Origin of the sequence: Streptomyces axinellae (assembly GCF_039532135.1) — a bacterium.
GTDB classification, from domain to species: domain Bacteria; phylum Actinomycetota; class Actinomycetes; order Streptomycetales; family Streptomycetaceae; genus Streptomyces; species Streptomyces axinellae.
In genome coordinates, this window is sequence record NZ_BAAARJ010000017.1 from 1 (window position 1) to 15,395 (window position 15,395).

General features: G+C 69.6%; 9 protein-coding genes. All 9 read right to left on the minus strand.

Annotated elements, in window-relative coordinates; all coding sequences use genetic code 11:
* A partial coding sequence (locus ABD339_RS23715; protein ID WP_425576075.1) for a hypothetical protein occupies positions 1-890 on the minus strand: 890 nt, incomplete at its 3' end.
* A 678-nt stretch (positions 891-1,568) separates the two neighbouring features.
* Positions 1,569-2,666, minus strand: coding sequence for a hypothetical protein (locus tag ABD339_RS23720; protein ID WP_344568468.1), 1,098 nt, complete (start codon positions 2,664-2,666; stop codon positions 1,569-1,571).
* Between the two features lie 193 nt (positions 2,667-2,859).
* A complete protein-coding gene (locus ABD339_RS23725) occupies positions 2,860-3,972 on the minus strand; it encodes a hypothetical protein (protein ID WP_344568470.1) in 1,113 nt (370 codons plus the stop codon).
* A gap of 402 nt (positions 3,973-4,374) precedes the next feature.
* Positions 4,375-5,049, minus strand: a complete 675-nt coding sequence (locus tag ABD339_RS23730) for a hypothetical protein (RefSeq protein WP_344568471.1) — start codon at positions 5,047-5,049, stop codon at positions 4,375-4,377.
* A 253-nt stretch (positions 5,050-5,302) separates the two neighbouring features.
* Entirely contained in the window at positions 5,303-6,214 is a 912-nt protein-coding gene (locus ABD339_RS23735) for a hypothetical protein (RefSeq protein ID WP_344568472.1), read from the minus strand.
* Positions 6,215-6,989: 775 nt separating this feature from the next.
* Positions 6,990-8,552 carry an amidohydrolase gene (locus ABD339_RS23740; protein ID WP_344568473.1) on the minus strand — a complete coding sequence of 521 codons (1,563 nt, stop codon included), beginning with the start codon at positions 8,550-8,552 and terminating at the stop codon, positions 6,990-6,992.
* The gene (locus tag ABD339_RS23745; protein WP_344568474.1) at positions 8,549-10,123 is read right to left on the minus strand and encodes a M14 family zinc carboxypeptidase; all 1,575 of its coding nucleotides are present in this window, start codon (positions 10,121-10,123) and stop codon (positions 8,549-8,551) included. Before ABD339_RS23745 ends, ABD339_RS23740 begins: the two co-directional genes overlap by 4 nt.
* 244 nt (positions 10,124-10,367) lie before the next feature.
* Positions 10,368-12,383, minus strand: coding sequence for an ATP-binding SpoIIE family protein phosphatase (locus tag ABD339_RS23750; RefSeq protein ID WP_344568475.1), 2,016 nt, complete (start codon positions 12,381-12,383; stop codon positions 10,368-10,370).
* A 269-nt stretch (positions 12,384-12,652) separates the two neighbouring features.
* Positions 12,653-15,202, minus strand: coding sequence for a SpoIIE family protein phosphatase (locus ABD339_RS23755; protein ID WP_344568476.1), 2,550 nt, complete (start codon positions 15,200-15,202; stop codon positions 12,653-12,655).
* Positions 15,203-15,395: the final 193 nt, after the last annotated feature.

Genomic DNA, 15,395 nt, shown 5'->3' on the forward strand with positions numbered 1-15,395 from the left:
AATCCGGGATTGGGGCCCGGGCCGCTGCCAAAGGCAGGGTCGCCCACGGCCACCGAGCTCATATCGACCTGCGGGTCCCATACACCCGCCATGGACACATCCCCAACCGAGGGCAGCACGGCGCCGGACCCATATGCCCCAGAGCCATACACGACATCGCTTCCCGCACCGCCGCCCGGAGCCCTGTGCGGCTGACTCCATTCCTGTTGGAACATTTGCAATGCGTACTCCGACTGGTCCCACCCCTGCGATGCGTCGGGGGCCTGGTACTGCGGCAGAAACTGTTGATCCTGCGACGCGTTCAGCGGCGGACCAGAACTCGCCACGGACGCGTGCTCACCGAAGTGGTGAGAACGGGGCTTTCTACCTGCCAGCACTGCCCCGTCAATCCTGTATCGGCCAGTCTCCGTCTGGGTCAGCGGGAGGCCCGCATCCTGCTCCAACGCCCGCGCTTCCTCAGGGCCCGCCGTGCACTCTCCTCCTATTCGCGCCAATTGATTCACTCGCTGGCCCTTGCTCGATGTCCAGGCGGGGAGGGTTCCGTACGGCTGTCCATCCTGGGCATAAAGCTCGCGGACATTCGCAGCATACTTCAGGTCGGCTTCGGTCGACTTTGCGGTTCGGGCGACCTTTACACTGCTGCTGATTTTCAGTCGGCCATCCTTCTTTGTCAGCGCAACATTATATTCCTTCAGCACCTTCTCCTCTTCGCGACTCACCGCCGCATTGTTCTTGAGAGAGTGCAAATTCGACGCCCGCACGCCAATTTTCACGCCTCTTTCAACCGCACCCCGGGCAGGTATCATTCCACGCGACTGTGGATTATTTTCGTAATAGGCGCGGAATGCTTTCGCAAAGTCCACATAACTGTCTTTACTGAGACGCGGCATAAGATCCTCCCGAATATATCGCGAAAAGAAAGCACTTCACACGTCAACGCGCCACAGAAGATCACCGGTTCGACTCCGAACGTAGACCCGTGAACTCCTCGACACGACCCAGCGGTACACCATTCCCCTACGACTACGCATACGCACCGGGTACCGGTTCAACACCGCGCCCGAGCCGTGCCGTTGGGGCACGTCAGCGCCCGGCCGCCCCCTTGGACCGAGGCTGGGGCTGGGGCTGGGACCAGGCCGTCCCAGCCGGCGCATACGCCTGTGAGGCCGACTGCGGATTCTGCTGCATCCGCCGGCCCGAGGAGGTCTGCTGAGCCTGCCAGTTCCGCGAAGGCAGCAGAGCCTGCTGGGAATGCTGGGAATGCTGGGCGTACGAGCCGACGAGGTTCAGCAGCGCGTACAGCGACCCGTCGAATTGCGACTGCCCTCCTTACTGAAAGGAACTCCCCGCGACTGAAGCAGGACCGCCGTACTGAAGAAAGGGAGCATCTGGCCCCAACATTTTGACCACGTCGAACCGCACGGTTTCCCGTCCGACAACGTGGCCATCGGGAAACCCGCTAAATTGCTCCGCGCCGCACATTCCGCGGGGCCCGCCATATATTGGGGATCACCTGAAAGCAGTTCCTGCATCCGGCGACAAGCGCCCTCCCCCGCGGGCACACCGCATCAGGAGGGTGCCGGCCCCTTGCCCTTGCCCTGGCTCTGAGGCCGGAGCTGGGCCTGGAACCAAGGCACCCCGGACGGTGCGTGCACCTGCGGCGGGCCCGGCTGCTGGACCTGCTGGGCCTGCCAGTTCGGCGTGGGTCCCAAAGCCTGCCGGGACGATTGGGCGTGCGTCGCGACGGGGTTCATGTACGCCGGGCCGTCGAATCCGGGATTGAGGACCGGGCCACTGCCAAAGGCAGGGTAGCCCACGGCCACCGGATTGCTCATATCGACCTGCGGGCCCCATACACCCGCCATGGACACATCCTCAACCGAGGGCAGCACGGCGCCGGGCCCATATACCCCAGAGCCATACACGACATCGTTTTCCGCGCCGCCCTCCAGGACCGCGTACGGCTGGGACCATTCCTGCATGAACATCTGCAATGCGTACGACTGGTCCCGTCCCTGCGATGCGTCCGGGGCCTGGCACTGCGGGTACTGCGGCGGAAACTGTTGATCCTGCGACGCGTTCAGCGGCGGACCAGAACTCGCCACGGGCGCGGGCTCACCGAAGTAGTAAATACGGGGCTGGATACCGTCCAGCACTTCCGCGTCAATCCTGTAGCGGCCATTCTCCGTCTTGATCAGCGGGAGGCCCGCATCCTGCTCCAACGCCCGCGCTTCCTCATGGTCCGCCGTACACTTTCCACTCGGTAGCAACAATTGGTTCAGGCGTTGGCCCGTGCTCGTTGTCCAGTTCGGGCGGGTTCCTTTCTGCTGTCCACCCGGGGCATAAAGCTCGCGGACACCCGCAGCATGCTTCAGGTCGGCCTCGATCGACTCTGCACTCCGGGAGAACTTTACGCTGCTGCTGATTTTTAGCCGGCGATCCTTATCCTTTGCCAGCGCAACACCATATTCCTTCAGCACCTCCTCCTCTTCGCGGCTCACCGCCGCCTTGTTCTTGGGATTGTGCAAATTCGACGCCCGCACCCCAATTTTAATTTCTCCTTCAATCGCATTCCGGGCAGGCGCTTTTCCATGCGACCGTGGATTATTCTTGTAATAGGCGCGGAATGCTTTCGCATAATCCTCACCACGAAGAAAACGCGGCATAAGATCCTCCCGGATATATCGCAAAAAGAAAGCACTTCACACGTCAACGCGCCACAGAAGATCACCGGTTCGACTCCGAGCGTAGACCCGTGAACTCCTCGACACGATCCAGCGGTACACCATTCCCCTACGACTACGTATACGCACCGGGTACCGGTTCAACACCGCGCGCGAGCCGTGCCGTTGGGACACGTCAGCGCCCGGCCGTCCCCTTGGACCGAGGCTGGGGCTGGGGCTGGGGCTGGAACCAGGCCGTCCCAGCCGGCGCATACACCTGTGAGGCCGACTGCGGATTCTGCTGCATCCGCCGGCCCGAGGAGGTCTGCTGAGCCTGCCAGTTCCGCGTGGGCTCCAAAGTCTGCCGGGACGATTGAGCGTGCGTCGCGACGGGGTTCAGGTACGCCGTGTCCCCGGAGCCGGGAACCAGGGCCGGGACATCATCCACGGCAGGGTCACCCATGACCATCGGCCCACTCATGTCCGCCGGGGCCCACGACCACGCCTCGGCCATGGACACGTCCCCGACCGACGACGGTACGGCTCCGGCCTCAAATGTCCCCGGGGCATACACGACACCGCTTTCCGCACCGTCGCCCGGAGCCCCGTACGGCTGACTCCATTCCTGTTGGAACTGGCGCAGCGCGAACGCCTTCGCCATCAGTGCCTGGCCCTCGTCCCGGAAGGGACCCGACGGCTCCGCCATCAGTGCCTGGCCCCCGTCCCGGAAGGGACCCGACGGCTCCGCCATCAGTGCCTGGTCCCCGTCCCGGAAGGGACTCGACGGCTCCGCATGCTGGTTGTGCGCCGCGAACGGCGGTGGGCCGTAGTTCTCCGTTTGCTCAGCTGACGGAAAATAAGAGACGCGGTCTTTCTCGCCGTTCAGCGCCTCCCTGTCGATCTTGAAGCGCCCACTGTGCACCTGCGTCACGGGGAGTCCCGCGTACTGCTCCAGCGCTCGCGCTTCCAGCTGTCCCGCAACGCTACCGCTCGACGAATTCATCAAGTCATACAGACGTCGGCATATTCCCGACTCCGTCCACCTCGGCAGGGTTCCCCGCGCGGCTCCGCCCTCGCCGTAGAGCGCGTAAATTTGAACGGCATTCCGTCGGTCCGCTACCGCGAGGCGATGTTCGTACTGGGTCAGGGTACCCTGGCTGATCTTTACACAGTCAGGGTTGCTGCGGTCCATGATGAGGCCGCCGACGGTGGACAGCACGTGGTCCTCTTCCGGGGTCACCGCCACACTCTGGCCGACCGACAGCGACCGCAGATTCTTCGCCCGTCTCCCAATGTGCAGACCGTTCATGCGCTGTCCCCAGCTGGGAATTAGTCCGCGCATTTCTGGGTATTTCTTGTACCACGCACTGAATGCTGCCGCGTACTGAGGACCACTATAACCACTTGGCTTACCGAACCCCTTGACATTCTGGTGGGGAGCCCCTTCCCTGCGACTCCGCACACACGCCGGATACTGGTTCACATTCCGGCCGGGTCCGCGCCATCGAGGCGAGTCAAGGCCCGGCCGGCACCTCCCGGCCGAAACCGCTCTCACGCATCAGGTGAGCCGGATTCCCTGAAGCTTTGTTACGTGACATCGGTGCAACTGAACGGGCGGAAGAGCGTGTCGGCTCATTTGGTCCCGCGCGTCAGTACTGGACGATGAATTCGGCACTCCTTTCCGGTGGACAGCGCCTCGGGCACCCCCGGATCACGACCTTGCGGTCCTTTTGCGCTTGCTCGGCCGGGACCCGGCTGCCTCCGACGCCGGAAGCCGCTTTTGGCCCTGCCGCGCGTTCTTCCGCGTCGATCTGCTCTGCCCACGCTGTAGGGCTTGCGGGTCCTGTGACGGCAACACAGCCTGCTGAGAATCCCGAGCGGACGGCCCGATGGGGTTCGGCGCATACACCGGCTCATGGAAACCTGGCTGTCCATTTCCATGCGGGAAGTAACTCGCCACCACGGGAGCGGGACCGGCGAAGTTCCACTGCACCTGGAACTGGCCCCACGACTGAGCCGGTACGGCGGCCTGCGGCTGCGCTCCCATGGTCACCGACGGCTCTTGCGGGATGAAGTGGAAGGTGCGGGTTTTTTCCCCCTTCCACACATCCGAGTCGATCTTGTAGCGGCCATCCTCCATACGCTTCACAGGAAGGTCCGCGACCTGCTCCAGCGCACGCGCCTCTTCGGGGCCCGCTGTTTGGTCGTCACGCGGGTTCACAAGCTTCATCAGCCGCAGGGGCAGCCCCAGAGTTCCCCAGGCCGGCAGTTTTCGGGGCTTCAGCTCACCACCGGGGCCGTAGCCGCTGGTGACCTCCCTGGCCCGCGCCCTGTCGAGATTTACCGCCCTCTCGGCCTCGGCCGTTTCCCACATATCGTCAGACATCCAACACTCCCTGTCACCTCGTGCAGCAACACCGCTTCCGATATCTACGTGTCGCGAATGGCTACCGGTTCAACCCGCCGTATTCGGTGGCTGCGGGAAGGGGGACGTTCACGCGGAAACCGGCAGTCGGCGGCCGGACGCCGGCCGCCCACACGTGCGAGGGACCCTGCGGGGAAAGGGCCCCTCGTCCTGTCGCCGGGCCGGAGCTGTCGGCCGGGGCGGTCAGCTGGGGTGACCGGCCAGTACGGGCCCGTCAGCTGTGGTCGCACATGCCGTCCGCCAAGGCGGCCGGGTTGCCGTCGGCGCTGCCGAAGGCCGAGGCGTTGTCCTTGAACTTCTTGTACAGGTCGCCGTCCGGCTCGACCCGGACCAGGCCGTTCTCCTCGTTGCCGTGGTTCGTGGCGGAGAACTGCGGATAGTCGGCCTGGCGGTATTCGAGGTCCGTGAGGGCGGACGCCACGTCCTTCAGCCCCTTTTCCTGGTCGTTGAACATGGAGTGGCTGCCGAAGCCGACGAAGATCCGGGGGAGTTCCCGGCCCTTGCCCGCGCTGCCACCGTCCGCGTCCCAGCTCTCTGCGTCGTCCCAATCGACGGAACGGTGCTTTCCGTGCGCGCTCAGCAGCAGCTTGGAGCGGGTCCAGTCCTCGCCGTGCTTGTTCCATACGACATCGATGTGCTCGAAGTCGTGCGGGTGACCGGAGGGCTTGAAGCCGCTGGTGGCCTGGTAGATGGAGTAGGTGACGCGGACCTCGTCCGCCGTGCACTTCCGGGCCGTCCAGAAGGTCGGGAAGTCCCATACCCCCTTCTCGGCCCGCTCTTCCTTGCTCATGTCGGCTTCCTCGTCGCTCAGCGGATGGCAACCGCTGTCGGTGTCGGGCCAGTTGTTGAGCACGCCCTTCTTCGGGTTGCCCTCGTCGTCGAACGGGTCCTCGGGCCAGCAGGGGTCGTTGCTGTTGGCGCGGGGGAAGTTCCACTGCGGCGCGGACGCGGCGGCGAAGTCCGCCATGTGCGCGGGGCCTTCCTTCTGCGGCTCGTTGGCGACGAGCTTCTCGGATTCGTCGCTCTGGCCGACGCCGCTCAGGAAAAGACTCGCGGTGACGCCGAGCGCCGCCGCCGCGGCTAACGCGGAGCGACGGAATGTACGGTTCGGGGTACTGCCCATCATGTGTGATCTCCTTGTGAGTTCGCTTCCTGCCGGGTGTCCTGGACGCCGGACGGGTGCTGCTCCGGCGGGCATTCCGCCGGAATCCGAGCAGGCGGGAATCAGGCACGCCGGACCGCACGGGCGGGAATCGGGCATGCGATCGCGCGTTCACACACCGTGCGGGCACAGATCGTGCGGGCACAAATCGAGCACGCCGAGCCGCGCGTGGATATCAGGCAGGGAAAATCCTGCGGCCCGTTGGTGGCGGGCTGCTTTCCTGACGCACCTGGGTTTCCGGCACGCCGAATGCGCGGTTCACCGCGCCCGTTTCGCTACGGTCACCGGACAGGGCACGTCCGGGCACGTCCGGGAAGGCGGCCCCCGTCAGCGCGGTTCCGATTCCCGCTTTCGCGGGCGCTGCTTCCCGCAGGGCCCGCTCGTTCCGGAATCTTCGTCCAGGCAGGACAATTGCCGACTGCCACTGTGGCAGTCACTGTCGCTGTCACGTGCCCCGGACTCCGGCATATTCGCAGGGTCTCTTCGGGGCGGCAGTGGGCGGGCCACCACCTGGTGTGCGATTCCGCTTCCGGTCAGGCCGAAAAGCCTGTAGGTCGCCTTCGCATACCCTTCATCCTCTTGGTCAGGAGGCATAAAAGGTTCCCTTGCGAGTCGGGAGAGACGCTGCTTATTCCCTACTTACGCACCGCACGCGCCGACGGTTCAACTGAATCTTCGACGGGTGCGGGAAATGTGCGGGTCCGCAAAGGGAACAGGGCGCGGAATAGGAGCTACCGCTTCAGTTCTCGCGGTGCGACCACGCTCCGGCGAGCAGCGTGCCGTGCACGGGAAGGCGCCGCAAGGTGGCGTCGTCCGAGGTGAGCGGGTCGGCGTCCAGGACGGCGAGGTCCGCCGGGTCGCCCGCGCGTACCGCGAAGCGGCCCCCCGTGGAGGCCGTCAGCGCCTGCGCCACGGTGAGCCGCTGCTCCGGATGCCAGGCGGGGCGGTCATCGTCCGTACGGGCCACCGCGTTCGCGATACCGCGCCACGGATCCAGCGGCGCCACCGGAGCGTCGGAGCCGAACTCCAACCGGGCGCCCGCGGCGAGCAGGTCCGCGTAGGCGAAGGCACGCGCGGTGCGGCCGGGCCAGTGCTGGTCGGCCACATCGCGGTCGTCCACCGCGTGGGTGGGCTGAACGCCGACGGTGATGCCCAGCTCCGCGAACCTGCCGAAGTCCTCGGCCCGGACGAGTTGGCCATGTTCTATTCGACCAGCACAGCCGATCCGACCGGCACAGCCCACCCGACCGGCACCGCCGATCCGGTCGGCACAGCCCGCCTGTTCGAAGGCGTCCAGCGCGAGCTGGTTGGCGCGGTCTCCGATGGCGTGCACGGCCGGGACGAACCCGTGGTCCGCCGCCCGGCGCAACGCGGCGACCAGCTCCTCCCCCACCGTCTGGGCCAGCCCGTACGCCTCGGGATCGCCCGCGCCGAAGCCCGGGTAGGGGTCGTGGCACAGCGCGGTACGGGTGTTGAGCGAGCCGTCCGTGAACAGCTTCAGCGGCCCGGTCTCCAGCAGCGAACCAGGCGGACCAAGCGGCGTGCCCGTGCGCAGGCCCCGCGCCAGGGCCGCGTCGAGGTGTTCCGGATAGACGGCGGCTGCCACCCGCAGCGGGGGCGTGCCGCTCACCGCACGGCGCTCCCAGTCGGTGACGTTGTCGGCGCACTCGAAGTCGATGACGCCGGTCACACCCCGGCGCGCGGCGGCCTCGCAGGCGTCCCGCACCCAGCCGTCGAGGGTCGGTACCGGGACGCCGGAGAGCCGCGCGGTGGCGCGGAGGGACGCGTCCTCCCGCAGCACCCCGGTCGGGTGCCCGCCCTCGCCGAGCAGCGCGAGCGCCGCCGAGTTGAGCCAGGCGGTGTGCAGATCGGCGCTGATCAGCAGCACGGGGCGGCCGTCCGGCAGGGCGTCGAGCAGGCGTTTGTGCGGGGCGTCCGGCCACAGCCCGTCGCGGAAGCCGTAGCCCGTCAACAGCTCACCTGGCGGCAGCGCGGCGGCGCCCTCCTGGACGGCGCGGACAGTCTCCCGGGCCGAACCCGCGCCCGAGATATCCAGCCTCCGGCGCAGGACCGCCCACTGGACGAGGTGCGCATGGGCGTCCCGCAGCCCCCGGATCAGCACCCGCCCCGCCATGTCGGCGCACGGGCCCTCGGCGGACGCGCCCCCGGCGGCGGATCCCGGAGTGTGCGCGCGGACCTCGGTGACCCGCCCGTCCGCGAGCGCGACGTCGAACAGCTGCCCCTGCCCGGGGAACCGCACCCGGCGCAGCAGCCGCGGGGCGTCCGGCACCCCCGTGGTCACGCCGGCCTCCGGGCGGCGGCCCGTTCGGCGCGGGCTTCGTCGGCGCGGGCCTCATCGGCGCGGGCCCCCTCGGCGCGCGCCTCGTCGGCGGCGGCGAGCAGCGCCGCGTACTGCACCCCGGACAAGGTGGCGATGGGCAACGGTTCGCCCATCGCCACCGCCGACTCGGCCGCCCACTGGTCGTAGCGCTCCAACAGCCCGGCGCGCAGCGCGCGGACCTCGCGGGTGGCGGTGCCCGCCGCGGTCTCGGCCTCCAGCGCGCGCAGCAGCATGCCGCCGAAGCGGACCCGGAGGCTGTGCATCGACTGCTCGCACGAGTAGCACTCCGAGACGGTGGCCGCCCGCTCGGGCACCTTGGCGGCGCGCGCGGTCTCGGTGTCGCTCAGCTCACGCAGCCCGGGGACGAAGGCGCGGGACGCCCGCAGGAAGGGCGTGTCCAGGGTCAGTTCGGGCTCGGCGGCCGTCAGGACGCCGGCCAGGAACTCCCCGGCCTCCCGAAGTTTCGCCGCGCGCTCCCGCAGCACGTCGGGGTGGCCGCGGGCCGTGGCGGTCTCGTCGTCGGAGTCGGGATGGGTCCAGTGCGGGACCTCTGCGACGAAGTAGAAGGTGCCGTAGGGCTCGGTGTAGGCGGCGCTGGAGGCCCCGGCCAGGGCGGCGGCGGGGTCGCCGCCGTGGCTCTCCAGGTAGTCGTAGGCCGCGCGCATGTCGATGACCCCGTGGATGCCGGGCGCGTACACGGGGGCGTGCGCGGCCTCCGGCTCCCCGGTGGCCAGCGGGATGCCCGCGGCGGCCGGGATCGCCGTGAGCTGCTCGTACAGCGCGGGCGCCGGGCGGTTGAGGTAGTAATAGACGCCGCCCGCCTCGCAGTTGTGCAAGGTCGTCAAGAAGCGCGGCCGGGTGGCGTCCAGCAGCCGCATCAGGGCGAGGGTTTCGGGCAGCACCCGGTCGAAGTAGGCGTCCTTGTAGGCGAACGGGAAGGTCCACTCGACCTGCTCCTCGCCGCGCGGCCGGTAGAAGTGGCGGCCGTAGCGGTACTTGTCGGCGGGGGCGGCGAACCAGCCCTCGTTGAGCCGGGCACCGTCCGGATCGACGCACGGCACGATGTGCCAGCCGCCGCCGAAGTGGGCGCGCAGCGCCTCGTCCTCGCACAGCCGGGTGGCCAGGTGGAGGGTGGTGACAGCGCCGACGGGCTCGTTGGGGTGCACTCCGCCGACCACCACGTAGTCCTCCCCCGGCGCCGCGCCCGTCGCCGCGTCCGGCAGCGGGGGCGCCGGAGCGGACGCGGACTGCTGCCCCTCCCCGGCGGTCTGCCCCTCCCCGGCGGTCTGGCACTCCCGGACGGTCTGCCTCTCCCGGACGGTGAAGCAGTACAGCGGCTCGCCCAGCCGTGAGGTGCCGATGCGGTGTTCACGGATCAGCCCGGGGTGCCGTTCGGCCAGCGCGCGGAAGGAGGCGAGCAGTTCGTCCACGTCGGGGTAGTGGCCCCGCGCGGGCACCGAGTGGACCTGGTCCGTCCAGGTGCCGGTCTGCCGGGCGTCCGGCGGGGAGGTCCGGGGGGTGGCGCTCACCATGGTGGTGCGGTCGCTTTCTGTCGGGGGGGCGGACGGAAGTGAGGCGGACGGAGACTGGGCGGGTGGGTCGGACGGCGGCGAGGGACGACGTCACTCCCGCGTCCGGAGCACGAGAACCCCGGAGCGCACGGTCTCACGAACGTCCGCGGCACGAGCACCCGGGAACACCCGGCGCCACCGCCCCACCACGCCACCCGCCCGGATCAAAACAGGTGAGAAACAGGTCAGAACAGGCCAGAACAGGTCAGAACAGGCTCAGCAGTGCCTCGGCCGGGTCGGGTGCCACGGCGCCTTCCTCGGGGCGGGGCATCTGGAACCAGACGGCCTTCCCCGTGGGCGTCCGCCTGCTGCCCCAGCCGCCGCTCAGCAGGTCCACGAGCTGGAGCCCGCGCCCGCCCTCGTCGGTGTCGTGGGCCCGCCGCCTGCGCGGCTGGACCTGGCCCGCGTCCCACACCTCGCACACCAGCGTCCGGTCCAGCATCAGCCGCAGCCGGATGTTGCCCTCGCCGTAGCGCAGCGCGTTGGTGACCAGTTCGCTCACCAGCAGTTCGGCCGTGTCCGCGAGCGCGTCCAGATGCCAGGCCGTGAGCTGTTCGCGGGCCAGCTCGCGGGCCCGCGCCACCGAGCGGGGCTCGGGGGGCAGCGTCCAGTCGCCGACGTTCGTCTCGGCCAGGCCCTCCACGCGGGCGACCAGCAGCGCGATGTCGTCCTCGCCGTGGTGCACGTTCAGCGTGCGCAGCACCCGGTCCGCGGTGTCCTCCAGCGGTTCGGCCGCATCCGTCAGTGCCGAGCGGAAGCGGTCCAGGCCCTCGTCCAGCGGGTGGTCACGGGATTCGACCAGGCCGTCGGTGTAGAGCGCGAGCATGGCCCCGTCGGGCAGCTCGACCTCGATCTCCTCGAAGGGCTCGCCGCCCACCCCCAGCGGCACCCCCTTGGGCACCTCCAGCAGCAGCGCCGGCTCGTCCGGCTCGACGAGTATCGGCGGCAGGTGCCCGGCGTTGGCGAACGTGCAGCGCCGCGAGACCGGGTCGTAGACGGCGTAGATGCAGGTGGCGAGGTAGACCTCGGACAAGTCGGTGTCGGCGGCGCGCTGGGAGCGCCCGCTGTGCCGCTTGTTGGGGGCGTCCCCCAGGCCCCGGGCGATCTCGTCCAGCGCGCCCAGTACCTCGGCCGGTTCCATGTCGGTGAGGGCCAGGGTCCGCACGGCGGTGCGCAGTTCGCCCATGGCGACGGCGGAGCGCAGGCCGCGGCCCATGACATCGCCGACGACGATGGCGGTGCGGTGGCCCGGCAGTTCGATCACGTCGAACCAGTCGCCGCCGACCTCGGTGGCCGGGTTGCCCGGCAGGTACCGGCAGGCGATGTCCAGCCCGGCCGCCTCCGGGTCGCCGGGGGGCAGCAGGCTGCGCTGGAGGATGAGGGCACGCTCGTGTTCCCTGCGGTACAGGCGGGCGTTGTCGATGCAGACAGCGGCGCGCGCGGCCAACTCGGCGGCCAGCGCCCCGTCCCGCTCGCCGAACGGCTCGCTGCCCTTGGCGCGGGAGAACTGCGCCAGGCCCAGCACCCGGTCCCTGGCGACCATGGGGACGGCGAGCGTCGATTGCACCACCGCGCCGAACTGCGCGGGCACGGTGCCGTCCTGGCCCTGGATGTTCTGCACCCGGCCGGTGCGCAGCGCCAGCGCGTACGGGGAGTGGTCGGCGTAGCAGTGGGTGGAGCCGACCTCGGCGGGCCGGCCCAGGTAGGGCTGCGAGGTGCCGACGTGCTCGGGGCGGTTCTCCTCGTCGGTGAGCCCGAAGCCGTAGGGCGCGTCGGAGACGGCGCTGGCGAAGGCCACCCTGCGCACCTCGCCCCGGGGCGAGCCGAAGGGCCCGCGCCGCCGCCGGGGCAGCGTGCCGTTCTGGGAACCGTTGAGGGTGCCGTTGCGCGTGCCGTTCTGCGGGACGACACCGCCGGTGCTCCCGCGTCCGGTTCCGGTTCCGGTTCCGGTTCCGGTTCCGGTTCCGGTTCCGGCAGGGTCGTCGGGTTCGTCGGGGGACGGGGGGCCGACGGGACGGGGCTCGTCGCCGGCCAGGACGTTCTCGTACAGGTCCACCGACGCCAGGTCGCAGAACTGGGGCACCGCCACGTCCAGCAGCTCGCGGGCCGTGGTCTCCAGGTCCAGGGAGTTGCCGATCCGGGCGCCCGCGGCATTCAGCAGGGCCAGAGCACGACGTACATCGTCCTGTTTCCCGGCCGCCTCCACTGGGATTTCGCTCAACGCCGCCCCTTCCACTGCCGGTACTCGCCTCCGGTCCGAGCAGTGTGGCAGCCCCGGCGACCATCCGGAGCCCGCTCGTCCCGATCGCCACAAGTTCTCTTGCCACGACGAGGCAACATGCGCCTTCCCCCCTCGTCCACGGGGGGTTCACCTCTCTCTCCTAACCAGCGAGCGTCGAATCGAACCTCACAAGTGCGCGTACGTCCCAGTCCGTGCGCCCGCCCGCGGCGCGCCTCCCCACGCCACCCCGCTCCTCCCCTTATGTCTGCTCAGGGCAGTCCCAGTTCGAACCACACCGTCTTGCCTTCCGGTCCATGGCGAGTACCCCAGCGGCGCGCTTCACTCGCCACCAGCTGGATTCCCCTGCCGCTCTCCTGATCCGCGGTGACGCTGCGCTCCTGGGGCGGCTCGGAAAGCGGGTCGGACACCTCCACGATCAGCACCCCCTCGCGGCCCGCCTCTTCCCGCCGCGCGTCACGCACCATCCGGACGCCGATGGGGCCGCGCGCATACCGCAGCACGTTGGTGACCAGTTCACTCACCAGCAGTACGCCGGTGTCCTCCAGCGCCATGAGATCCCACTCGCGCAGCGTCTCCCGCACGGCCGCCCGCGCCCGGCGGACGGCGTAACTGCCGGTGGAGAAGGACCAGGAAGCGGCGGTGTCCCCGGGCAGCCCGCCCAGCCGTGCCATCAGCAGCGCGACATCGTCCCCGGTACTGTGCCGGCCGCCGGGGCCGCCCGCACCCCGCAGCGAGCCGATCAGCACATCGCAGGCGTCCTCGATGTCGCCGCAGGCGGTGTCGGTGGCCACGGGCGGCGCGGCCTGGCCTTCGGGCAGCTCCGGGACGTCGGCCAGCAGGCCGCGTACCCGGTCGATGCCGACGGTGATGTCCTCCTCGCGCTTCTCCACCAGCCCGTCGGTGTAGAGGACCAGCACGCTGCCCTCGGGGATCTCCCGCTCGACGGCCTCGAAGGGGCTGCCGTCCCCGGGCCCGGCGACCGCGCCGATCCCCAGCGGGGTCCCGGCGGGCAGCTCGATCGCGTCGGCCCGGCAGCGCCCGTCCTCCCGGGTCACCAGCAGGGGCGGCACGTGCCCGGCGGAGGCCATGGTCAGCAGCCCGCACTCCCTCCCGGCGGCGGTCGGGGCCGGCTCGTAGACGGCGTACAGGCAACTGGCCATCACCGGATCCTCCGGCCCGTGCGCGAGATCGTCGCTGACGTCGCTGACGCGGGCCAGCAGCTCATCCGGCGGCAGGTCCAGCCCGGCCAGGGTGCGCACCGCCGTACGCAGCCGCCCCATGGTGACGGCCGCGTGCAGCCCGTGGCCCATCACATCGCCCACCACGAACGCGACCCTGCCGCCGGGCAGCGGGATGACGTCGAACCAGTCGCCGCCCACCTCCGTTCCGCTGCTGCCGGGCACATAGCGGTAGGCGAGGGCGACACCGGGCGGTTCGGGGACGTGCTGGGGCAGCAGGGAGCGCTGGAGCATCAGCGCGCCCTGCCGCTCGCGCGCGTAGAGGCGGGCGTTGTCCAGGGAGGTGCCCGCGCGGTCGGCCAGCTCCATGGCGAGTACGAGGTCGTCGTGGTCGAAGGGCTCGCGCTTGTCGGCCCGGGCGATGACGAGCAGCCCCAGCACCACCTCGCGCGCCCGCAGCGGCACCGCCATCAGCGAGTGGACCCCCAGGTCGAGGGTGGCCGCCACCTTGGGGTCCCCGTGGTGGGTCGCCCGCAAGATGGCGTCGCGGCCGGTGACGAGCTGGGGCTCGCCGGTGCCCAGGGAACGGCCGATGAAGGAGTCGTGCGCGTAGACGGTCTCGCCGGTGAGCCGGAGCAGCCGCTCGACGCGCTCGTCGGCCTGGCGGGCGGCCACCCCGTGCCGGTGGACGGGGGTGCCGACGGGGATGACGGCGCTGGGCAGCTCGCCGCCGCTGGGCACCTCGTCGCGCAGCAGCACCCCGGAGTAGTCGGCGAAGCGGGGCACGAGCGCGGCGGCCAGCGCCTGGGAGACGGCCCCCGCGTCCAGCAGGTCGCCGAGCGCCACCCCGACGGAGTCCAGCAGCGCCAGCCGCTCGCGGGCCGCCTCGACCTTGTTGAGCGCCTCCAGCCGCTCGGTGATGTCCATGATGGTGCAGCTCACCCCGAGCACCTCGCCCGCGCGGTCGGTGAACCTGCTGTAGGAGACGGAGCGCGCGCCCTCGCCGTCGGGGGCCGGCATCACCATGTCCACGACGGAACGGCCGGTATCCAGCACCGTCTGCTGGACCTGGAGGACCTCCTCGGCCATCGCGGGAGGCAGCAGGTCGGCGACGGTGCGGCCGAGGAGCTTGTCGTCGGTGGCGTTGTTGAGCGTGATCAGCGCCTGGTTGAAGCGGACGAACCGCTTCTCGGTGTCGAAGAGGGCGATGCCCAGCGGCGAGGAGGCGAACAGGCCGTCCAGCGCGGCCAGGTCGTGCTCCACGGCCCGTACCCGGCTGGTCTCCACGATGTTGGCGAGCACGCACGGGCGGTGCCCGGTGTCCCACAGCAGACAGGAGCGGCCCTCGACCTCGACCAGGTGCCCCTCGCGGTGGCGCAGGTGCAGGATGCCGCGCCAGCGGTGGGTGCGCCCGAGTGTGTCGCGGATCCGGCGGTCGGCGTCACCGCCCTCGATGAGCTGCTCGATCGGCCGACCGGTGACCTCCTCGGCCGGCCAGCCGAGGATCTCCTCGGTCATCGGGCTCCACAGCAGGACGTTCCCCTGCCCGTCGAGCATGACGATCCCGACACGGAGCGTGTCCAGAAGCGTGGTCGGCTTCTCGGTGGGTTCGGTGCTCACGCGGCCCACACCCCTGATCGGATAGCAGACTCGAACGGAATTTCCGGCCAAGAGAGGCCAATTATCCACAAGTCCGATATGGCTCGCGATCAGACCGGCACCGGATGCCACGGCACGCGGCGCGGCTCACCCGGACGGTACGCGGGTGACACGGGTGACGCGGGGAGACGGGAGGAGCGAGGAAAACGAGGGG